Origin of the sequence: Archangium sp. (assembly GCF_045802675.1) — a bacterium.
Lineage (GTDB): Bacteria > Myxococcota > Myxococcia > Myxococcales > Myxococcaceae > Archangium.
In genome coordinates this window covers 1-20,937 of sequence record NZ_JBJMQO010000041.1, presented here as the reverse complement: position 1 = coordinate 20,937, position 20,937 = coordinate 1, and the positions used below count along the sequence as shown (strand labels likewise).

The 20,937-nt window shown below is 69.6% G+C and carries 20 protein-coding genes; 11 read left to right on the top strand and 9 right to left on the bottom strand.

The genetic code is table 11. The annotated features are described in order from the left end of the window. Positions 1-272 precede the first annotated feature (272 nt). Positions 273-959 carry a hypothetical protein gene (locus tag ACJ8AN_RS12295; protein WP_407755494.1) on the top strand — a complete coding sequence of 229 codons (687 nt, stop codon included), beginning with the start codon at positions 273-275 and terminating at the stop codon, positions 957-959. 12 nt (positions 960-971) lie between these two features. Here the strand turns inward: ACJ8AN_RS12295 and ACJ8AN_RS12290 are convergent, their stop codons facing one another. Beyond that, positions 972-2,306: an amidohydrolase gene (locus ACJ8AN_RS12290; protein ID WP_407755493.1), complete on the bottom strand. Its 1,335-nt coding sequence runs from the start codon at positions 2,304-2,306 to the stop codon at positions 972-974. A gap of 120 nt (positions 2,307-2,426) precedes the next feature. Here ACJ8AN_RS12290 and ACJ8AN_RS12285 point away from each other — a divergent pair, with 120 nt between their 5' ends. Next, positions 2,427-4,853 (top strand): protein kinase domain-containing protein, encoded by a 2,427-nt coding sequence (locus ACJ8AN_RS12285; RefSeq protein WP_407755492.1) that lies wholly within the window; start codon positions 2,427-2,429, stop codon positions 4,851-4,853. 6 nt (positions 4,854-4,859) lie between these two features. On the opposite strand, the gene ACJ8AN_RS12280 is transcribed toward ACJ8AN_RS12285, so the two are convergent. Together ACJ8AN_RS12280 and ACJ8AN_RS12275 are read right to left on the bottom strand one after the other, a co-directional pair. Beyond that, positions 4,860-6,482 (bottom strand): GMC family oxidoreductase, encoded by a 1,623-nt coding sequence (locus ACJ8AN_RS12280; protein WP_407755496.1) that lies wholly within the window; start codon positions 6,480-6,482, stop codon positions 4,860-4,862. 53 nt (positions 6,483-6,535) lie between these two features. Next, positions 6,536-7,150 carry a gluconate 2-dehydrogenase subunit 3 family protein gene (locus ACJ8AN_RS12275; RefSeq protein WP_407755491.1) on the bottom strand — a complete coding sequence of 205 codons (615 nt, stop codon included), beginning with the start codon at positions 7,148-7,150 and terminating at the stop codon, positions 6,536-6,538. Positions 7,151-7,222: 72 nt separating this feature from the next. Between ACJ8AN_RS12275 and ACJ8AN_RS12270 the strand changes: the two genes are divergently transcribed. Together ACJ8AN_RS12270 and ACJ8AN_RS12265 are read left to right on the top strand one after the other, a co-directional pair. Then, entirely contained in the window at positions 7,223-8,512 is a 1,290-nt protein-coding gene (locus tag ACJ8AN_RS12270) for a hypothetical protein (RefSeq protein WP_407755490.1), read from the top strand. After that, positions 8,509-9,033 (top strand): hypothetical protein, encoded by a 525-nt coding sequence (locus ACJ8AN_RS12265; RefSeq protein WP_407755489.1) that lies wholly within the window; start codon positions 8,509-8,511, stop codon positions 9,031-9,033. Before ACJ8AN_RS12270 ends, ACJ8AN_RS12265 begins: the two co-directional genes overlap by 4 nt. 1 nt (position 9,034) lies before the next feature. On the opposite strand, the gene ACJ8AN_RS12260 is transcribed toward ACJ8AN_RS12265, so the two are convergent. Then, a complete protein-coding gene (locus tag ACJ8AN_RS12260) occupies positions 9,035-10,105 on the bottom strand; it encodes a PrsW family intramembrane metalloprotease (RefSeq protein WP_407755488.1) in 1,071 nt (356 codons plus the stop codon). A gap of 201 nt (positions 10,106-10,306) precedes the next feature. Here ACJ8AN_RS12260 and ACJ8AN_RS12255 point away from each other — a divergent pair, with 201 nt between their 5' ends. The 4 genes from ACJ8AN_RS12255 (at position 10,307) to ACJ8AN_RS12240 (ending at position 15,217) form a co-directional block, all read left to right on the top strand. Then, positions 10,307-10,921, top strand: a complete 615-nt coding sequence (locus tag ACJ8AN_RS12255) for a TIGR02265 family protein (protein ID WP_407755487.1) — start codon at positions 10,307-10,309, stop codon at positions 10,919-10,921. 367 nt (positions 10,922-11,288) lie between these two features. Next, the gene (locus tag ACJ8AN_RS12250) at positions 11,289-14,084 is read left to right on the top strand and encodes a kelch repeat-containing protein (RefSeq protein ID WP_407755486.1); all 2,796 of its coding nucleotides are present in this window, start codon (positions 11,289-11,291) and stop codon (positions 14,082-14,084) included. A 205-nt stretch (positions 14,085-14,289) separates the two neighbouring features. Continuing rightward, positions 14,290-14,931: a LysE family transporter gene (locus tag ACJ8AN_RS12245; RefSeq protein WP_407755485.1), complete on the top strand. Its 642-nt coding sequence runs from the start codon at positions 14,290-14,292 to the stop codon at positions 14,929-14,931. Between the two features lie 124 nt (positions 14,932-15,055). Continuing rightward, positions 15,056-15,217, top strand: coding sequence for a hypothetical protein (locus ACJ8AN_RS12240; protein WP_407755484.1), 162 nt, complete (start codon positions 15,056-15,058; stop codon positions 15,215-15,217). Positions 15,218-15,301: 84 nt separating this feature from the next. On the opposite strand, the gene hppD is transcribed toward ACJ8AN_RS12240, so the two are convergent. Continuing rightward, positions 15,302-16,345 (bottom strand): 4-hydroxyphenylpyruvate dioxygenase, encoded by a 1,044-nt coding sequence (gene hppD / locus ACJ8AN_RS12235; RefSeq protein WP_407755483.1) that lies wholly within the window; start codon positions 16,343-16,345, stop codon positions 15,302-15,304. 5 nt (positions 16,346-16,350) lie between these two features. Next, positions 16,351-17,451, bottom strand: a complete 1,101-nt coding sequence (locus ACJ8AN_RS12230; protein ID WP_407755482.1) for a homogentisate 1,2-dioxygenase — start codon at positions 17,449-17,451, stop codon at positions 16,351-16,353. Positions 17,452-17,545: 94 nt separating this feature from the next. Between ACJ8AN_RS12230 and ACJ8AN_RS12225 the strand changes: the two genes are divergently transcribed. Beyond that, entirely contained in the window at positions 17,546-18,511 is a 966-nt protein-coding gene (locus ACJ8AN_RS12225; protein ID WP_407755481.1) for a LysR family transcriptional regulator, read from the top strand. 24 nt (positions 18,512-18,535) lie between these two features. Here the strand turns inward: ACJ8AN_RS12225 and ACJ8AN_RS12220 are convergent, their stop codons facing one another. The 3 genes from ACJ8AN_RS12220 to ACJ8AN_RS12210 are packed head-to-tail and all read right to left on the bottom strand — an operon-like array spanning position 18,536 to position 19,631. Continuing rightward, positions 18,536-18,979: a hypothetical protein gene (locus ACJ8AN_RS12220; protein WP_407755480.1), complete on the bottom strand. Its 444-nt coding sequence runs from the start codon at positions 18,977-18,979 to the stop codon at positions 18,536-18,538. After that, positions 18,976-19,158, bottom strand: coding sequence for a hypothetical protein (locus ACJ8AN_RS12215; protein ID WP_407755495.1), 183 nt, complete (start codon positions 19,156-19,158; stop codon positions 18,976-18,978). The genes ACJ8AN_RS12220 and ACJ8AN_RS12215 overlap by 4 nt, the downstream gene beginning before the upstream one ends. After that, on the bottom strand, positions 19,119-19,631 hold the full coding sequence (locus ACJ8AN_RS12210; protein ID WP_407755479.1) for a hypothetical protein: 513 nt from the start codon (positions 19,629-19,631) through the stop codon (positions 19,119-19,121). Before ACJ8AN_RS12210 ends, ACJ8AN_RS12215 begins: the two co-directional genes overlap by 40 nt. A gap of 404 nt (positions 19,632-20,035) precedes the next feature. Here ACJ8AN_RS12210 and ACJ8AN_RS12205 point away from each other — a divergent pair, with 404 nt between their 5' ends. Together ACJ8AN_RS12205 and ACJ8AN_RS12200 are read left to right on the top strand one after the other, a co-directional pair. Continuing rightward, entirely contained in the window at positions 20,036-20,461 is a 426-nt protein-coding gene (locus ACJ8AN_RS12205; protein WP_407755478.1) for a DUF3304 domain-containing protein, read from the top strand. Further along, on the top strand, positions 20,451-20,937 hold a 487-nt coding region (locus ACJ8AN_RS12200), incomplete at its 3' end, for a phospholipase effector Tle1 domain-containing protein (RefSeq protein ID WP_407755477.1). The genes ACJ8AN_RS12205 and ACJ8AN_RS12200, both read left to right, overlap by 11 nt.

Here is a 20,937-nt window from a genome sequence, read left to right as displayed (position 1 = left end):
CACCGGTGAGCAGCGGAAAGTGACGACGAGGGTTTCCACTCCTCACCGGTGAGCAGCGGAAAGTGACGACGAGGGTTTCCACTCCTCACCGGTGAGTAGCGGAACTTGAGCAGTCTCACTTCGCGGATGGTTTCTCCGTGCAGCGGGATGCCCCTGCGCGTTTCCCTCGTGCAAGTGCTTGTTTTCACGAAGTGCCCCGTTGGCTCAGGCGTTGCTCATGCCGGGCACGACCGCGATTCCCGTGGTCGCTCCACATTGTGGGGGGGCAGTTCATGAACCAGACGAATGGCAGCAACACCTTCTCCGAACTCACTACGCTCGAGCAGGTGCGGGACCGGATGATCGCCTACCTGAGGGAGGGCAACGCCGGGCACTACAACATTGGCCGACTCTACAACCACGCCGTGACCACCCTGCTGGCGGGGAAGAATGGGGCCAAGAGCGCCCAGGAGTACTTCAGCCAGCACCTCCAGGAACTCTCGCAGGCGACCCTGACCCGGTACGGCGCCGTGGCCCGGGAGTTCTCCGAGGAGGCGTGCCGGCAGTACGGCGTGGTGAAGCTGACCACGCTGCTCACCTATGCGAATGCGGCGAAGCTTCAGCTCCAGCCCGCCGAGCTGGGCTCCACGCCCATCGACGTGCCGGAGAAGGAGGGGGCCGTGGCGCGAAAGCCCTTCGCCGAGTGCAGCCTGGAGGATCTGAGGAAGGCCGTGAAGTACAAGAAGGAGCCTTCCGCGGCGAGCGTGCCCGATTCGGACAACGTGCATCTCGAGTTCCTGCGGAAGTGCGTCGCGAAGCACTTCGCCAAGGGCGCCCAGGTGCAGCTCAAGACGAGCGTCCAGAAGGGCAAGACGCTCCTCACCATCCAGGGCGTGCCGCTCAATGACCTGGAGCGGCTCGTGGAGATGCTCATGGACGGCCTGCAGCCTCAGCCCCAGCTCGTGCGTTCGGTGGGGTAGGCGCCGCGCGCCTCACGGCTCGTAGCGTTGGATGCGGGACTCGGGCACGCGCCGGGCCATGCGCTCCATGGTGCCCGCCACCTCGGCGAGGATGCGCTCCTTGTCGAGCGTGAGGTGACGGCGCTCGCTCATGAGGACGCGGCCGTCGACCATGACGGTATGCACGTCACTCGCGCGAGCGCTGTACACCAGCCCGGCGGTGAGGTTGTGGGGTGGCTGCCAGTGGGCCCCTCGGGTGTCCACGAGGATGAGGTCCGCCTGGTAGCCGGGCGCGAGCGTTCCAATCCGCTCGCCCATCCCCAGCGCCGCCGCGCTGCCTCGCGTGGCGATGTCGAGCGCCTCGGAAATGGGCATCACCTCGGGGTCGAGCGCCTCGTGCTTCTGCATGAGGGCCATGAGGCGCAGGCTCTCGAAGACGTCGAGCGTGTTGTTGCTCACCGCTCCGTCGGTGGCCAGGCCCACCGCCACGCCGGCCTTGCGCAGGGCGCGGATGGGCGCAATCCCCATGGCCAGCTTGAGGTACGTCTTCGGCGCGTGGGCAATCCCCACGTGTGCGCGGCGTTTGGCGAGCACGTCGATGTCCTGCGGCATCAGGCCGCACGCGTGGGCGATGAGGACGGGCACGCTCAGCACTCCGGTGTCCTCGAGCACCTGGATGGGCGTGAGTCCCCGCTTCTGCACGCTGGCGAGCGTCTGGTTCATCTCCTCGGCGGCGTGGATGTGGATGCCAAGGCCCAGCCGGTTGGCGTGCCCGACGGAGGCGCGCAGGAAGCCGTCGTCGCAGGTATAGGGCGCGTGCGGGGCCATGCAGGTGGTGATGCGGCCGCCCGCGCCTCCCTTCCAGTGCTCGGCGAAGGCCGCGCTGTCCGCGAGCGCCTTGTAGCCCCGGCTGGCGAACATGGCCCAGCCCAGGTGGGCCCGCGTGCCGGCCTGCTCCACCGCCTGGGCCACCCGGTCCATGAAGAAGTAGTGGTCGGCCACGGTGGTGACGCCGCCTTCGATCATCTCCAGCAGGCCCAGCTGCGCGCCCCAGTACACGTCCTCCTCGGTGAGGTTGCTCTCCAGCGGCCAGATGAACTCGTTGAACCAGCGCTCGATGGGCACGTCCTCGGCCAGCCCGCGGAAGAGCACCATGGGCACGTGGGCATGGGTATTGATGAGCCCGGGCATGGCGAGCATCCGGTGGCCCTCGAGCACCGTGACGCCGGGCTCCACGGGGCGCCCGGTGGGGCGGATCTCCGCGATGCGGTTGCCGCGGACGAGAATGTCCTGGTTGCGGGCCAGGGTGAGCGAGCCGCTCGGGTCCGGAACGAGCGCGTGACAATCGCGGACGAGGGTATCGGTCATTGGACCCTGAGTATGCGCGTCCACCCGGGCGCCCGGTGAGTGAAGCTGCTCCAGGACTGCTGGTTTTCGTACCCCGGGTGAATGGCGGGGCGGGGTGGGCCGGGTTAGATTGCAGGCGCCGTGCCCGAGAACCGTCCGCCCCCCGATTCCGCCCTCGATGGGGGCGACAACACCGTCATCCGTCCCGCCACCACCGGCTCGGCGCCTCCCAACGGGCCCGCGTCGCCCGGCGCCCTCTTCGCCGGGAGGTATTCCCTCGTGCGCATGCTCGGCCGAGGTGGCATGGGCACGGTGTACGAGGCGCGCGACAGCCTCGTGGGCGACGTGGTGGCGCTCAAGACGCTGGAATTGGGCAAGGACGCCAGCCCGGACGCACTCGAGCGCTTCAGCCGCGAGGTGCGCCTGGCCCGCCGCATCACCCACCCCCACGTGGCGCGGATGCACGACCTGGGCACCCACGAGGGACAGACGTTCCTCACCATGGAATTCGTGCAGGGGGAGGACCTGCGCGCCCTGCTCGCCCGTGAGCGCCCGCTGACCGCGCCTCGCGCCGCCCGCATGGCCCTGGCCGTCTGCGAGGGGCTGGCCGCGGCCCATGCCGCCGGGGTGGTGCACCGGGATTTGAAGCCGGCCAACATCCTCGTTGAGTCCGGGGGGCGCGTCGTCCTCACCGACTTCGGCATCGCCCGCGCGGTGGCGGGGGAGGTGGCCTCGCGCACCATGGGGACGGTGGGCACGCCCATGTACATGGCGCCCGAGCAGGTGTCGGGCGAGCCGGTGGACGCGCGCGCGGACCTCTACGCGGTGGGGCTGCTGCTCTTCGAGATGCTCACCGGCGAGGTGCCCTTCAGCGGGGAGTCGCCGTGGGCCGCCGCCATGGTCCGCCTGCGCCAGGCGCCTCCGGATCTGCGGCAGCGCTCCCACGTGCCCCCGCCGCTCGCCGAGCTGGTGCACCGCTGCCTGGGCCGCGCTCCCGAGGAGCGGCCGGCGAGCGCGCTCGAGGTGGCCGGGGCCCTGCGCGACTGGCTCGTCAGCGTGGGGGAGCCCACCCTGTCGGGTCCGCCCACCGTGGGGCACCTCACGGGCGCGCATACCCCCGCGCCCCTCACGCAGTCGTCCTCCACGCGCAACACGCCCCGCACCACCACGCCCTCGGTGAAGCACGGCGTGGCGCTGCTGCCCCTGCGCTACCAGGGCCCGCGCGACTTCGAGTACCTGGGCGACTCGTTGAGCGAGGCGCTCATCGACCAGCTCTCCCGCTCCCGGGGGCTGCGCGTGCCCGGCGGCGGGGTGACGGCGCGCTTCCGCGACGCGAGAGACCCGAGGACGGTGGGGCGCGAGCTCGGGGTGGAGCTGGTGGTGGACGGCACGGTGCAGAGCGCGGGCCCGGCGGTGCGCGTCTCCATCCGGCTGCTCGAGGCCCAGTCCGGCACCCAGCTGTGGAGCGGCCGCTTCGAGTACCCCTCCAACGACGCCTTCGAGCTGCAGGACCGGCTGGTGCCGCGCATCACCGAGGAGCTGCGCGGTGAGGCGGTGCTCGCGGTCTGGCGTGCGAGCATTCCTCCCGAGGCGCTGGCGCTCTACCGCCAGGCGGACACCGAGTTGCACGGGGCGTTCCGGGGCGGGCACGACGGCGGGCCGCTGGCGATGCTCGACTCGTGCCTGGAGCTGGCGCCGGACTTTGTTCCGGCCATCGCGCTGCACGCCATCGCGAGCCTGCGCGTGTCGTTCATGGGCATGAGGGCCTCGGCGCGGGCGGATGCGGAGGCGGCGCGGGCCAGCGTCGAGCGGGCCCTGCACCTGGCTCCGGGCATGGCCGCCACGCACCTGGCGCGGGCGATGCTGGCGGCCCAGCAGGATGACTGGCGTACGTCGGTGGCGGCGCTGCGCACGGCCCTGGACATCGCGCCCTGGCATGCGCCGACGTTGCAGTACCTGGGCAGCCTCCAGTGCGAGGCGGGCCGCGCGGACGAGGGGCTGGTGCGGTTGCGCCTGGCCTATGAGCTGTCTCCCACGCTGGTGACGGCGCTCTTCGAGCTCGCCCGGTGCAGCGCGCTGCGCGGGAAGATGGACGACTACCGGTGGGCACTGGAGCGGCTGGCCGCGTCGCCGACGCACCGCACCGTGGCCGAGTCGCTGCGGTGCCGCGTGGCCGGGTGGACCCGCAACCAGGAGGAACTGCGGCGCAGCCTGGCCGAGGCGGCCCAGGACTCCGACTTCATCTCCCAGATGAATGGGCGCTATGCCTCCGCGGTGCTCGGCGAGGTGGACGCGCGCTCGCTGGTTCCGTACTTCGAAGGGGCGATCGCCCAGTCGCACAGTCCGCGCTTCGTCTCCTTGATGTGCCAGATTTCCGCCGAGGTCCTGGGCCTGTGCGGCCACGCGGAGCAGGCGCTGGTGTACTTCCAGCGGGCCGCGGACACGGCGCTCATCGACCTGGAGTGGATTGACCGCTGCCCGGCGCTCCAGCCACTGCGGGCGCTGCCGGGTTTCGCGGAGGGGCGGCGCAAGGTGCGCGCCCGCGTGGAATCGCTCTGGACCGCGTGAGCGGGCTCACCCCTTGGCGGGCCGGTGGAGCGTGTCGCGCTTCATCCGGTCCACCAGGCCGCGCGCCACGCGGAAGCTGTTCGCCACGATGGTGAGGGTCGAGGGCACGCTGCCCGCCGTGGGCATGAAGCTGCCGTCCACGACGTAGAGGTTGGGCACCTCGTGGGCCCGGCACTCGCGGTCCAGCACCGAGGTGGCCGGGTCATCGCCGAAGCGGCACGTGCCGTGCTGGAGGATGGTCGTCTCGCCGGCGATGCCCACCCGCTGCACGTCATCCGGGTCCAGGCGCAGGAGGATTTCCTCGCCCCGCTCCACGAGGAAGCGCGTGGCGGCGAAATCCATGGGGTGCCGGTCCAGGGTAATGGCCGCCACGGGCAGGCCGTACTTGTCCTTCACCGACGGCTCCACCGTCACGTACGTGCCCGGGGTGGGGAGGAATTCGCCGTACACCTCGAACTGGAGGATGCGCGAGTCCCGGTACGCCCGCATCCGCTCCTTCAGCTCCTTGCCGAAGACGCCCTCCCCGCCGCTGCCCGCGAGCCCCACCGCCGCGAAGATGGGATTGGGGTGTGTCCACATGAAGCCCAGCGTCCCTCCCTTGCGGAAGCCGAAGCGCTCGTCCGGCAGGAGGTAGAAGTCCTGCACGCTCCGGTTCACGAAGGGCGCCGGGTCCGTCAGCCAGGGCCGCGCGGCCTTCTGCTTGGACACGCGGAAGGTGGCGCGCGACTCGCCGAACGAGCTGAAGAGGAGGTTGCGGCCCACCTGTCCGCTGCCGTTGGCGAGCCCGCTGGGGAAGCGGTGGGACACCGAGTTGAGCAGCAGCCGCGCGCTCTCCACCGCCGTGCAGGACACCACCACCACCCGGGCCGGCTGCTCCTGCTCCACCCCGTGCTCGTCCAGGTACACCACGCTCCGGGCCTGTCCCTGGGCGTCCACCTCCACCGAGCGCGCCATGCACCGCGGGCGCAGCTCCACGTGGCCGGTGGCGAGCGCCGCCGGAATGAGGTTGGCATTCGTGCCGCTCTTGGCCCCCATCTCGCAGCCGTAGCTGCCGCACAGCGCGCAGTAGGCGCACCCCGCGCGGCCCCGGTACGGCCGGCTGATGATGCCTCGCGCCGTGGGCAGGCTGTGCCAGCCCAGCTCCCCCACCACCCTGTCCAGCTCCCGGGCCATGGGGTGCACGTCCAGCGGGGGCAGGGGGTAGGGGCCGTTGCGCGGCTCGGCGAAGGGGTGGGGCACGGCCTCGCCGGACACGCCCAGCTCCGCCTCGGCCACGTCGTAGAAGGGCGCCAGCTCCTCGTAGGAGATGGGCCAGTCGGCCAGGGTGCTCCCCTTCACCGCGCCGAGCGTCGAGCGCAGCCGGAAGTCCACCGGCTTGAGCCGGTAGAAGTAGCCACTCATGTGCACCGTGCCGCCGCCCACGCAGTTGGCCGTCCAGGCCGAGTTGGTGCGCTCGTAGCGGGCGCTCGCGCCCTGGCGCACCAGGTGCGGCTCCTCCCACGGCAGCGGCATGAAGAAGTTGCGGCGGCTGTTGAGAATCTCGTCGTGGACGAAGTCCCTCGGCTGGTAGTGCGGCCCCTTCTCGAGCACCACCACCTTGAAGCCCGCGCGTCCCAGCTCCAGCGCCATGGGGGCACCGCCCGCGCCGCTGCCGATGATGCAGACGTCCACCGGCTCCTTCTTCACGGGTGTCTCCCGCAGGTGTGCAGGCACTTCGCGCCGTCATGGCCCTCGGGGGGCGCCGAGGCCACCGTGCCCACCGTGTCGAAGCCCACCTGCTTCCAGCCCACCTGGCCCTTGTTGCCGCCGTAGGACGGGTCCCCGAGGAAGCCCTCCAGCGTCAGCACCATCAGCAGCTCGAAGAAGTGCGCCTCGCCGCTGCCGGCCGGGCTGTCCTTGAAGAGGGTAAGCAGCTCGTCCTGCCGCTCGGGAGGCACCTGGGCGAAGCCCGCCTGGAACATCCGCTGCGAGCGCCGCTCCAGCGCGGCCAGGCCCTGCACGAAGTCCTGGCGCATCCGCGCGAGCTCCGGCGTCTGGAGGATGCGGTCGATGTAGACGGGCACGTCCGCGTCCTGTGCGCCCGGCTCCTCGTCGCGCGGGAGAATCCGCTCGCAGGCGGCGGCCACCACGGCGTACTCGGCGCGGGTGAAGGTGAGGTGGGGGGGCTCGGCCGGGAGGGTGGCCTGGGGGGATGAGGGCTCGGAGGGCGCGCCGCACCTGCTGCAGCCACCGCCGCCGAGCAGCACCACACCGCCGCCGAAGAACGTCAGCCGCTGAAGGAAGGAGCGCCGGTCCATGAGAGCGCCCCAGCCTAGCGCAGGTGACGTAGGATGGCGCCCTTGTCCGGTTCGCATTCAAGGAGACGCTCCATGAGACGGCAGGGATGGGCACTGGGACTGGCGCTCGCGTTGGCGTGTACCCCCGAGGAGACGCGCCGCCCCGACGCGGGCACGGAGGAGGACAACACGGACGTCCTCAATGGCGCCTCGCCCTTCAGCCGCACGGTGCTCGACGCGGCGGCCCGCGAGCTACAGCCGCTCGCGCTCGCGGTGGGCCCGGGGGACGTGGTGGGCGTGGCCTACTACAGCCGCGTGGGTGATACGGCGGACTACGAGCTGCGCTTCCTCGAGTGGAAGAACGGCGCGGCCTCGTCGCCCGAGCTCATCGCCACGGTGCAGCGGGTGAGCGGCGTGTCGGTGGCGTACGACTCCACGGGCAAGGCCGCGGTGAGCTACCTCGGGGGCGGGAGCGACCAGTCCACGTACTGGTTCCAGAGCGACCTGGCGGTGGCGTACCGCAACGGGCCCGGGAGCTGGACGCCGCGCATTCCCGCGACGAAGAGCAACAACGCCGCGACGGGCAACGCCCTGGCGGACTCGGGCTTCCTGGTGGGCCTCAACCCCGCCATCGTCTTCAATGGCACGAAGGCCTACGTCGCCTACCGGGACGGGCACAACGGCCAGTTCGGCAAGCAGGACTGGGAGGGGAGCGATCTCGAGCTGGTCGAGGGCGGCCCGACGAGCTGGACGCCTCGCATGCTGGCCATGTCGGCGGATACCAAGTCGGGTTATGGCGGCCACATCTCGATGGTGCTCGGCGAGGGCGGGCTGCCGGCGCTGGTGCACGACCAGGTGTCGGACGGCGCGGATGCCCGGGGCCACAACGTGCTCTTCCAGCGGCGCAAGGCGGACGGCTCCTGGACGACGCCGCTGCAGGTGCAGACGGTCTCGGACACGCAGCTGGGCGCGAGCCTCGCGTGGGACGGCCAGGTGGGCTACGGCGTGGCGGTGGTGGACCGCACGAGCAACAAGCTCACGTACACCTTCTCCAAGGACGGGGTGAGCTGGTCGGCGCCAGACCCCGTGTTCCAGTCGGGCGCGGGCGGCTGGTACCCGTCGCTGGCCTTTGACCCGGCACACCACGAGCCGCACATCGCCTATTACGTCTGCTCCAACAGCGCGAGCGCCAACGAGCAGGGCTGCGATGCGCGCGTGGACGAGCTGCGCGTCTTCGCGCTCATCGAGAACAACTGGCGGGACGTGCTGGTGGACGCGGGGGGCGGCTGGGGCTCGAAGCTGGCCTTCCTGTCCACGGGCAAGCGGGTGGTGGCCTACCGCGCGCCGGACTCGGGCGTGGTGAAGCTGGCGGTGGAGCCGTGAGGGAAGGGGCGCGGGTGCTGGCGGCGGTGGGGCTGTCCGGCGCGCTGGTGGGGGCGGGGCTGGTGGGGTGCGGGGCGGACAATTCGCTGTCCGGCAGCGTGGGGGACCTCTTCCCGCTGGAGGTGTCGCGCGTGGAGGTGCGGCGCAACGCCCAGGCGCTCCAGGTGAGCTACTTCCGCAGCACGGCCACGGACGTGGACCTGGTGGTGCGCGTGAGCGTGGACACCGAGGGACTGGAGCTGAGGCCGGGCCAGAAGGTGGACCTCGCGGGCGAGACTTCCGCCGGGCACGCGCGGGCGACGGTGGTGCACCTGGCGGCGGGCGAGCCGGCGCGCGTGCTGGCGCCGGTGGAGAAGGGAGACCTCGTGCTGGACGAGGGCGGCGGCTCGGGCGAGCCCACGCGCGGGGACTTCTCCATGTCCTTCCAGCAGGGCGAGGGCTACGGCGCGGGCCGCACGCTGAGCGGGCGTTTCTCGGCCCAGGCGCTGGACGGTGGCTTCGGCCCCGAGCCGCGGCCCTGACTCAGGCCCCGGCGGGCGCGAACGGGCCCCGCAGTCCCGAGCGGAAGAGCAGCAGGCAGAGCGCGGTGGGAAGGGCGCCCATGAGCACCAGCATCACCTGGACCGTGGCCTCCAGGGGCTCGCCGCCCTCCGAGGGCAGCCACAGGGCGGCGGCGATCACCAGCCAGAAGAGCCCGCAGGCCGTCAGCCCCACGGAGCCCAGGACGAGCTTGAGCCAGGACCCGAAGGTGCGCTGGGGCGGGGTGGGGGGCGGCGCGGAGGACAGCCGCACGTCCCCGGCGCTCCACTCCCAGGACGCGACGGAGGAGGAGCCAGGGCCGCCCATGGCCAGCTGCGCGGGCTCGCTCACCCGCACCTCCCCGGCCACTTCGGCCACGCCCACGGTCCCCAGGCCCGCCGCCTGGAGCTGCTCGGCCTGGAGCTGTTTGTAGAGGCCGCGGCCCCAGCGCACCTCGAGCAGCAGCACCGGAAGGGCCAGCAGCGCGTAGCCCGAGTGCGTCATCAGGACGGCGTCGTAGGCGCCGTGCAGGAGGATGGCCGCGCCGAGCGCGGTGGCCAGCAGGCCGAAGCGCCGGGTGGCGTCCTGGGCGAAGCGGGCGCGGCCCAGGAAGGCGCCCATGATGATGCCGGTGAAGGCGTGTTGTGGCACGGCGGTGAGGGCGCGCAGCACCGCCACCTCCAGGCCTCCGTCTCCCACGTAGAGGATGTTCTCCAGCGTGGCGAAGCCGAGCGAGGCCGTGGCGCCGTACACCACGCCGTCCAGCGGCTCGTCGAAGGCGGGCTTGCTCCACACGAACCGGCGCAGCACCAGGTACTTGAAGCCCTCCTCGGGGATGGCGGCGCCCAGGAAGGCCTGCACCAGCGCCGTGCCCCACACGCCCACCTCCCACCCCTTGCCCAGTGACTCCAGTCCCATCGCCACCGGCACCACCGGCGCGCAGATGGCCGCTCCCAGGAGGAACGTCTTGAGCAGGAGCCCTCTCGGTTCGGGGTTCCGGTCCCTCGCGTAGATGTACCAGAGCAACAGGAGGGACGGGACGAGCGCCGAGCCCCCCAGGACGAGCACGGACATGGGCTCACACCGTAGCAGAGCCCGCACGCCCCCGTGGGGCCGCGCGTCCCGCTCCCCGCGTGAGGGCCCCTCCTCCCGGAGTGGTAGTCGGATTGCACTTCCCGGCACGCGGCGCCCGGGGCCCCCGCGTTGCCCTTACTCGCACCCGCCTCACCGGGTTACTCTTGGCACGGCAATCTCCGGCAGTCAGAAGGGACGTCCATGGACACGCCTCCCCCCGCGCAGCCATTGCAGCTTGGCTCGGACGAGGAACTGAAGTGGCGCCTGTCGCTCATCGCGCCCGAAGACCTCATGCGCGGACTCTTCCACAACAGCCTGCTGGAGCTGGTGAAGCGGCTGGAGGGTGAGGAGGCGGTGCGCCATTGCCTGGCGCTCCACGGGGGCGAGGTGCGCTTCCTGGACTTCTTCAACTACTCCCACCGCTCCTACCTCGAGCTGATGTACGTGGCGGCGCGGCTGCTCACCCCCCGCTTCGGCGGCATTGAGCGGGCCATGTGGGAGCTTGGCTATGACGGATCGAAGACCTTCTACGCCTCGGCCGCGGGGCGGGTGCTGATGCTGATGGCCCAGGGCGACCCCCGCCGGCTGCTCAGCAACATCCCCACCGGCATGCAGACGGCCTCCCAGCACGTGGAGTGCAAGGTGACGCTCACCGGCCCGCGCAGCGGCGTCATCTTCAAGCACGAGGTGATGCCGCGGCCCCACACCGAGGGCGGCATCCAGGCCATGTGCGAGGTGGCCAAGGTGAAGGGCGCCCGCGTCACCTCCCGCGCCCTCAACCCCATGGAGAACGAGTACGAGGTGACCTGGGACTGAGCTCCCGGCACCCCGTCTCCTGTCTGCTGAAGTTGTCTGCTGAAGTGGACCGCGCACGTACAGCGGAGGGCCCTGTGGGAAGGGGCCTCCGCGTCGCGCTGCTCTGCCCTGAACTCCACCCCACACTCGGAGAGGGCACCGCGTCATCAAGGCAATATTCCGGCATTACCCAGATGGCCGACTTGAAAGATTGATTTTATTTTTCAGGTACTCCGGGTGTAAAAATACATTTGCCCGTCTGGTACCGGACGTATCCGGTCAGGCGCGGGCGTGCCGGGAACACGTGGTGGAGCGGAGTCCACCGCCATCGTCGCAGCGCCTCTCCAAGGAGAACGCGATGCGTCTGAACCAGAGGGGAGGGGTACGGATGCCGTCTGATACCCACGAGAAGCGCTGGAGCGGAGTTCGCAGCCGGCTGATGGTGGCCCTGGGCGTGTTGTTGCTCGCGGCCTGCGGTGGCGAGCCGCCGTCGGACGCGGAGGGAACCCTCCCGAGCGCCGATTCGTCGGTGGCGCCCTCGGCCGTGAGCACCCGCCCGCAGGGCCTGGGCAGTGGCAACAAGGTCCTCATCCTGGCCAGCACCGTCACCAACGGCACCAGCAGCATCGAGGCGCAGGCGGCCCGGAGCCTGGGCTACACGGTGGAGCTCGCCTCCGACGCGGCCTGGGCCGCGAAGAGCTCGGCGGACTTCGCCTCCTACCGCGCCATCATCATGGGCGACGCCACCTGCGCCAGCACGCAGAGCCGGATCGCCGCGGCGGTGAAGAACCGGAGCGTCTGGGGCCCGGTGGTCGACGGTAACGTCATCGTCGTGGGCACCGACCCCGTGTACCACATGGTGGATCAGGTGACGTTCAACGCCGTCCGCTTCGCCGCCGCGCAGGAGGGCAAGACGGGCGCCTACATCAACCTGAGCTGCTACTACCACGAGTTTCCGGCCAAGACGGTGGTGCCGGTGCTCGACCCCTTCGGCACCTTCACCGTGACGGGCGTGGGCTGCTACGACGACGCCCACATCGTGGCCACCAACGATGCGCTCTCGGGCCTGACGGACTCCGTGCTCTCCAGGTGGAGCTGCTCGGTGCACGAGGCCTTCGACGCCTACCCGGCCGCCAACTTCACCCCGCTCGTCATCGCGAGAGACCCCACGTACGGCGCGCGCCTGCCGGGCTCCAAGGACTTCGCGGATGGCTCGCACGGCGTGCCCTACATCCTGGCGCGCGGCGCGGTGCCGGTGCGCTGCGGCGACGGCACGATGCAGTACCCCGAGGAGTGCGACTCGGGCGCCAGCAACGGCGTGCCCGGGACGGCCTGCTCCTCCGTGTGCCGCCTGCACTGGTGCGGTGACGGCAAGCTGGACTCCGGCGAGGAGTGCGACACCGGCGCCGCCAACGGCTCGGGCAGCTGCACCGCTTCGTGCAAGTCCGTCTCCGTGGCCCGCGCTCCGGTGGCGCTGTGCAAGGACGTGTCCGCGCCGGCCGACGCCTACTGCGGCGCCTCGGGCTCCGTGAACAACGGCTCGTATGACCCCGACGGGGACCTGGTGGGCTGCACGCAGTCGGTGAGCCGCTCGGGCCTGTACACCAGCACGGTGACACTGACGTGCACCGACAAGACGGGCCTGTCCTCGAGCTGCACGGCGACGCTGACCGCCAACGATGTGACGCCGCCGTTCATCACCTGCCCGGCCGATGTGCAGACCCAGTGCATCCACAACCACGGTGCCGAGTGGTCCGCGGGCCATGCGAATGCCCAGGACAACTGCGCCCTGGCGAGCATCAACAGCCCCGCGGATGGCTTCTACGCGCTGGGCACCACGACCGTGACGCACACCGCCACGGACCTCTCGGGCAACATCGCCTCCTGCACCAACACCGTGACGGTGGTGGACACCTATGCCCCGGTGGTGTCGCTGAAGGGGGGTCCCGGTGCGACCGTGACGTGCGGCCAGCCGTACGAGGAGCCGGGCTGGGATGCCTACGACGCCTGCGGCGGCGCCTCGGTGACCGTCACCGGCTCCGTGAACACCAAGGTGCCGGGCACCTACGTCCTCACCTACACGGTGACGGATGACGTGGGCCTCACTGGCACCGCCACCCGCGCGGTGACGGTGGTTCCGGGCGCCTCGGGCTCGTGCGAGGACCGGGGTGGTGGCTGGATTCTCACCGGCAGCATGGCCCTGCCGCGCATGCTGCACACGGCCACCCTGCTGGACGACGGCCGGGTGCTGGTGGTGGGCGGCTTCAACTCCACCTCCGAGCTCTACAGCTCCGAGAGCAAGAGCTGGTCGGCCACGGGCAACGCCCTGGCCTCCCACCGTGGCCACACGGCCACGAAGCTGCAGGACGGCCGCGTGCTCGTGACGGGCGGTGGCCAGTGCCCCATCACCAGCGCCACCGCCGAGGTGTACGTGCCGGCGCTCGGCAAGTGGAAGCCCGCGGGCATCCTCAACACCCAGCGCTTCCACCACGCCGCGGTGCTCCTGCCCAACGGCAAGGTGCTCGTGGCCGGTGGCCGCACCGGTGAGTACGACAGCACCACGCTGGCCTCGGCCGAGCTGTATGACCCGGCCACCGGCTCCTGGACGTACACCGGCAGCCTGAACACGGGCCGCGCCTTCCACACCCTCACCCTGCTGCCCAACGGCAAGGTGCTGGCGGTGGGCGGCAGCGATGCCTTCGACGGCCTCATCTCCTCCGCCGAGCTCTATGACCCGGCCACCGGGAAGTGGACGGTGGTGGCGGACATGGGCACGGGCCGCTCCTCGCACACGGCCACCCTGCTGGGCAACGGCAAGGTGCTGGTGGCGGGCGGCTCGGGCCTCGACGTGGCGCTGAGCGCCTCGGCCGAGCTGTATGACGCGACCACCAACACCTGGACGGCCACGGGCAGCATGAAGGACCCGCGCCGCTTCCACACCGCCAGCCTGCTGCCGGACGGCCGCGTGCTGGTGGCCGGTGGCTACCACCAGCTCACGGGCATCCTGACGGCCTCCGAGCTGTACGACCCGGCCACGGGCAAGTGGAGCGTCACGGCGGCCATGAACGTGGACCGCTACCGCCACACGGCCACCCTGCTCAACAACGGCACGGTGCTCGCGGTGGGCGGCGTCAGCAACCATGACCAGGCGTCGGCCGAGTACTACGACCTGACGAAGCTGTAGACCGGATGAAGCAATAACCCGGCTGTGCTCACCGGGAGGGTGGCGTGCTCGCTGCCCTCCCGGTTTTTTTTGTCTCCACCCTTCGTGGCTGTGAGGGGCGTCAACGGTTGGAGAGTATCAATGTGGCCGCCCGCGCCCGTGTGGTGTAGTCGGTGTCGTCCATGACGAGGCCTGGCCTGGCAGCACCGTTCCCGCGGGGACCGAGGTGAGCACACTCATCACGTGTCTGGTGGCCTTCGGCTTCGGGTTCATCGGCTCCATTCCGCTGACCGGCCCCATCGCGGTGATGGTGTTGTCCGCGAGCGTGCAGAAGCGCTTCGGCGCGGCCCTGCGCATCGGGCTGGGCGCCGCGCTCGTGGAGGCGCTCTACGCCACCGTGGCCTTCTGGGGGTTCTCGACGTTCCTCGCGAACCGGCCCGCCATCCTTCCCATCTCGCACGGGTTGAGCGTGGTGGTGCTGCTGCTGCTCGGCGTGTACTTCATCCGGTGGAAGCCCGAGGAGGACGTGCGTGACGGACCCGCACGGCGCTTCTCGGGGTTCCTGCTCGGTTTCACCGTGTCCGCGCTCAATCCCACACTGCTGGCCACGTGGAGCGCGGCGGTGGCGGCCCTCTACGCGCGGCAACTCTTTACCTTCTCCGCGGTGCTCGCGCTCCCGTTCGGCGTCGCCGCGGGCGCGGGAGTGGCGTGCTGGGAGGTGATGCTCGTCTGGCTTTTGCGGCGCTACGAGAGCCACCTTCCCGTCTCCGCGATGACCCGGGTGGTGCGAGTCATGGGCCTGCTGCTCATCGCGGGAGCCGTCCTCGCCGGGAGGGACCTCGCCCGGGCGCTGGGTCTTCACCTGTAGCCCGAGCCGGGTGCACCGGTCCCCCGTGGACGCCGGCTCGCCGGGCATGCGACCATGCGCGGCGCATCGCGACTCATCGCGACGCGGGGAGCGGACTCATCCCGCTCCAGAGGGGGAAATCCACATGAGCTCGAGGTCACTCATCGGCCTGGCCATCTGCGCGGCCGGCATCATCTTCACGTTCGTCGTCAAGACGGGCTTCATCTGGTACGGCGCCATCATCTGGGGCGGCATCATGTTCTTCCGCGGCCTCGGCGAGGGCGGCGGCGGCGGCGACGGCACGTAGTGGCAACACGTTGAAACGAATCGAGGCACGGGGGTGAATCCGTGCCTCGCGGTACCCGTGCTCAGTGGGGTGCTTGGACTGTGATTACAGCACTCCGCGGCGCTCCTGGTCCCGCTCGATGGAGCGGAACAGCGCGCCGAAGTTGCCCTCTCCGAACGAGCGGTGGTTCCTGCGCTGGATCAGCTCGAAGAAGATCGGGCCCACCAGGTTCTGCGTGAAGATCTGCAGCAGGTAGCCCTCCTCGTCTCCGTCCACCAGCACGCTGTGCTTCTGGATCCGCTCCGGGCTCTCCTTCACGTGCGGTACCCGCTTGAATACCTCCGCGTAGTAGTTGGGCTCGATGTCCAGCGTCGGCACCTTCCCGGACACCGCGTCCAGCGAGTCCAGCAGGTCCTCCGTCAGCAGCGCGATGTGCTGCACGCCCGGGCCCTTGTACTCCTGCAGGTACTCCTCGATCTGCGACTTGGACTCGGTCCCCTCGTTGATGGGGATGCTGAACGTCCCGCAGGGCGACTGCAGCGCGTACGAGTGCAGCCCCGTCCGGTTCCCTCGGATGTCGAAGTAGCGCAGCTCCGTGAAGCCAAACACCTGCTTGTAGAAGTCAGACCACTGCCCCAGCGTCCCCTTGTAGACGTTGTTCGTCAGGTGGTCGATCCGCTGGAATCCCTTGCTCTTGACCACCTCGAGCCGCGGGTGCGCGGTGAACTCGGTCGTCCAGAGGTTGCCCTCGGCTCCGCCCCACGCGTCGATGAAATAGATGAGGCTGTCGCCAATGCCATGGATGGCCGGCTTGTCCAGCAGCGCCTTGCCGCCCTCGCCCTTGAACGGACGCGCACCGCGGCGCAGCGCCTCCTCGAAGGCCCGCTTCGCGTCGTGCACCCGCCAACCCATCGCGCTCACGCACGGACCATGCTGCTTGCGGAAGGACTCGGAGAACGAGCCCGCCTCGCGGTTGATGACGAAGCGGATGTCATTCTGGCTCCAGCCATCCGCCGCCTGCGTCCGGTGGCGGTACAGCTTGGAGAAGCCGAGCTCGCGGAACAGCGCCTCCAGCGACTCGGGCGAGGTGCTCGCGTACTCGATGAACTCGATGCCACGCAGGCCCAGGGGATTCTCGGGGGTCATCATGTCTGTCATTTCTCCATCCAGGACTTCCAATAGTCGGGATTCGCGATGCGCAGCGCCGCTTCCGTCATCTGCAGCGGGCGGCGCGTGTCCACCATCACCGCCTGCTCGTTGGTGCGCTCCTTCGTGTGGCTCGTCTTCACCGCCTGCGGCTGGGGCCCGTGGTGAATGCCCTGCGGATGGAACGTCACCATCCCGGGCTTGATGCCCGCTCGACTGAAGAAGTCCCCGTCGTGGTAGAAGAGCACCTCATCGAAATCGATGTTCGAGTGGTAGAAGGGCACGCGCAGCGCGGCGGGGTCCCCCACCTCGAGCGGGCGCGGCAGGAACGTGCACACCACCGCGTTGCGCATCAGGAAGGTGCCGTGCACCGGCGGCGGCAGGTGGTAGCGCTCCGAGGACACCGGGCGGATGTCCCGCACGTTGAGCTGCCACACCGTCAGGTCTCCCTTCCAACCCACCACGTTGAGCGGGTGGAACGGGTACACGATGGAGCTCAGCCGCCCCGCACGTTTCACCTTCACCTCCCACTCGGTGCGGCCCGGCTCCTTCGCGGGCACCTCCGGCGTGGGCACGTTCAGCACGTCAGGGTCGAACAGTGCGTGCTTGCCCAGCAGTCCACGGTCCGGCAGCTCCACCTCGTCGGCGGACTCGATGACCAGGAAGTCCGAGGGCTCCACCGGCGCCAGCCGGTACACCGTGCCCCTCGGAATCACCAGGTAGTCGCCCTTCGTGTAGTTCAGCGGGCCGAAGTCCGTCTCCAGCCGGCCCGCGCCCCGGTGCACGAAGAGGAGCTCGTCCCCGTCCGCGTTGCGGAAGAAGTACGGCATGGCCGCCGTCAGCCGCGCCATGCTCAGCGTGACGTCCGCGTTGTAGAGGAAGGCCACGCGCCCCTGGAGCCAGTCACCGCCCTGGCCGGGCAGCTCGTCCGTGGCGAAGGCGTGCGGGACGAGGTCTCCCTCCAGCCGCACCCAGTTCACCGGAGGCTCCGTCCGGTACATGTGACTCACGCGGCCGAAGAAGCCGCGACGGCCGTACTCCTCCTCGACGGTGCCCTCGGGAATGTCCACGTGGGCCTGCCGGGTCGTCCTGCCCTTCACATAGTGCATGGGGCCTCCCGTATCCCTAGAGGTAGGCCCTGGGCCCTTCGAAGGAAAGCATAAGGTTCTGTCCATCTCGTTCGAATTTTTCGATGATGTCTCCATGCGCATCTCCCTCGACGCCATCGAGACGCTGGAGGCCATCCAGGACACGGGCAGCTTCGCGGGCGCGGCGCAGCGGCTGCACAAGGTGCAATCCGCGGTGAGCTACGCCATCCGCAACCTCGAGGAGTCGCTCGGGGTGACGCTCTTCGACCGCAGCGGCCACCGCGCGCAGCTCACCGACGTGGGCCGCGCCATCCTCGACGAGGGCCGGGTGCTGCTGTCGCGCGCGCGCCGCCTGGAGACGCTCGCCGCGCGCTTCAACGACCAATGGGAGCCGCGCCTCGAGGTCGTCATCGACGGCATCCTCCCCGTGCAGCCCATCCTCCAGGTGCTCAAGCGCCTGGGCGACGAGGCCGTGCCCACGCGCATGCAGGTGAAGGTGGAGTTCCTCGGCGGCGTGCAGGACCGCTTCGAGAAGGACCGCGCCGACGTGATGCTCGTGAAGGACTACACGCCGAGCACCTCGCTCATCCCCCACCGGCTCCCCGAGGTGGAGGCCGCGCTGGTGGTCAGCCGCCAGCACCCGCTCGCGGGTGCCTCGGGGCCCGTGGAACTCGACGACCTGCACCGGCACGTGGAAATCACCGTGCACGACTCGAGCGAGAGCCGCCGCCTCATCAACCCCCACCTCTTCGGCGGCGAGCGCGTCTTCTACTTGAGCGACTTCCTCACCAAGAAGGCAGCCATCCTCCTGGGGCTCGGCTTCGGGTGGATGCCGCTGTATCTCGTGCGCGAGGCGCTCGACGCGGGCACCCTGTGCGAGGTGCCCTACCGTGGAGGCTCGCGCTACCGCTTCGCGCCCGCGCTGGTGCACCCGGCGGACCGGCCCCTCGGACGCGCGGGCCAGCGCTTCCTCGAGCTGCTCACGGCCGATGGCTTCACGTCCGAGCCCGCCCGGCCTCGGGCCCCCGCGCGCCCGGCGAAGAGGAAGGCGGCCTCACGGGGGAGGGGACAGCGCCGTTGAGTCGGGTGCGGCTACGAACTCCTTTCAAAAATCCCCTGGGGCTCTGTCAGCCCGAGGGGCGCTCCGCTCAACTGCGGTTTCTGAAAGGAGTTCTAAGCCAGATTGGGTAAGTCCTGTCAGGGGGAGGCTCCGGGCGCGTTTTCCCGCAACTGGTCCGATGGTCGTACCAGTCGGGACGAAACGCGACCGGAAGGTGCCTTGTTCTTTGCGCCGAGAGCTCACCAGCCCACGAGCCTGGGCACTCGGGCGCCACGCGAGCTTCTCGGGCTCCGTGGCCAGACGCATCTCCGGGAGCCGCTCCAGCAGCAGCTCGAAGGCGGCGGCGGCCTCCAGCCGGGCCAGGGGCGCTCCCAGGCAGACGTGGATGCCCTGGCCCAAGCCCACGTGCTTGTTGGGCGTGCGCCCCACGTCGAACCGGTTCGGCTCGGAGAACTGCCCGGCATCCCGGTCCGCGGCCAGGTAGTTCACCCGGACGGCCTCATGGGCCTGGATGCCAACAGGTTCCCGGTCGTCTCATAACCGCCAACGAGCAGAACGAAGACCATGCTCGTCAGCTCCTCGGCGCTCAGCCGATCCCCCTGCTCCTGCACGGCGACCAACGCGCTGCTCAGATCGTCCCGGGGCTGCTGACGGCGCTGCTCGAAGATGTCCTCCAGGTACTTGATGAAGAGCTGGTGGACCTCGCGGGTCTTCTCCTGGGCGTCCTTCGACGGGCCTTCAGCTTCTCCACCAGTTCCGAGCAGATAGCCGTGACGCGTGGGCGCAACTCCTCGATGCGGCGCGGGGTGAAGGCCTTGGACACTAGCGAGCGCCTGCGCGTGTGGTCCGGCGGATCCGCGGTCACCAGGTGCTGGCTGAGCTCCCTCAGCTTATGGCTGAAGTACCGCTGCCGGACTTCGTCGGGCAGGCGGGTGGGAGCCTGCGTGAAGCGCGGATCCTTCACGATCGAGACCACATCCGCGTAGCGCGTCAGCATCCAGAAGTGCATCCCCGTCTGCGGCTCCGTGATCCGGGCGGCGGGGAAGTCCTCGCGCATGCGCTTGTGGAGGGGGAAGGGATTGGCGCGCACCTGGGTAGACCACAGCGTCTCTCCCTCCGCGAACAGGGGACTGGCCGTCATGGAGCGCTCCTTCGCATGGAGGGCTCCGACCTTAGAACCTCGATGCCGGGGGTATAGGCCAGAAGAGAGCCCGTCGTGCGTGGTGCCGTCCTGGGTGTTTGCCCATTCCCGCGAAGAAAACCTATAGTCCTCCTGCTCGGACATACGGGCGGAACATGCTCCACGTTGGATGGAGCGAGCCGAGTGGGGGGAGCATGGGTCTTCGGCGCGGGCCAACCCCGATCATCACTATTGCGCGCTCCTGGGAGCGGGGCATGACGAGTCAGTGGGTGGGTCCTTGGCAGGCGCGGCGGTGGGCGCGTACTGCGTCTATCGGAGTGATGCTGGCGCTGGCCGCTTGCAATGAGTCTTCTCCCCGGGAAAAACCGGATGAAGGGCCCGCCACGACCGAGGATTCCCGGTTCTTGCGCAAGCGCGTCTCCCTGGAGATCAACGGTTTCAACTACACCGACCTGTACATCGACAGCTTCTCGGTGAATGGGCAGGGGGGTGGCAACATCAACGTCAGCTCACCGACCTCGGGTGGAGGAGGCAGTGTGTGCTGCGTGCTCTTCTCTCCGGGCAGTGCACTCCCCCTGCGCGTCAAGGTCGAATGGACGCGCGACGGGGAGCGCTGGTGCGAGCAGGAAGCGCTGATCACCGGCCCCGTGCCGGCCTCACCCCATCACCTGGGAGTCCACTTCTTCCCGGACGGGCATATCGAGGCCGAGATCACCGAAAACTACCCCAAGCCCAAACTCCAGTTGGAGCGAGTGGACCCGGGAAAGCGCAAGGAGTCGGGTAATACCGTGGCGGATGAGCAGATGGGGAGGTGCCGTGATGGCCGCTGAAAACTATCCGAAGCTCCAGCAGTCCAAGGAGGCACTCCAGCAGTCCGCGAAGCTCGCGGACGTGACCACCCAGAAGACCACGAAGGTGCCTCTCCTGAAGACCCAGGGAGGCAGCGCCATCTCCAGCGCTCCAGCCAAGGCTCCCGCTCCGTCAGAAGCGAAAGACCTCTGGCTCACCTTCTTCTTCGATGGCACCGGCAACAACCTGGACGCCGACCAGAGGGCTGATGAGCACAGCAACGTGGCACGGTTGTATCGAGCACATGAAGAGGATGACGAGGGGAAGGGCATCTTCCGCTTCTACATCCCCGGCATCGGCACGCGCTTCGCGGAGATCGGAGATCCCGGCGGCGAGAGGACCGGGAACGGTTTCGGCGCACGGGGCGAAGACCGGCTCCAATGGGCGATGGACAATCTGGAACGGCGCATCAAGGCCTCGGGCGGCAAGGGGGGGACGAGCAACGTGGCGATGTTTG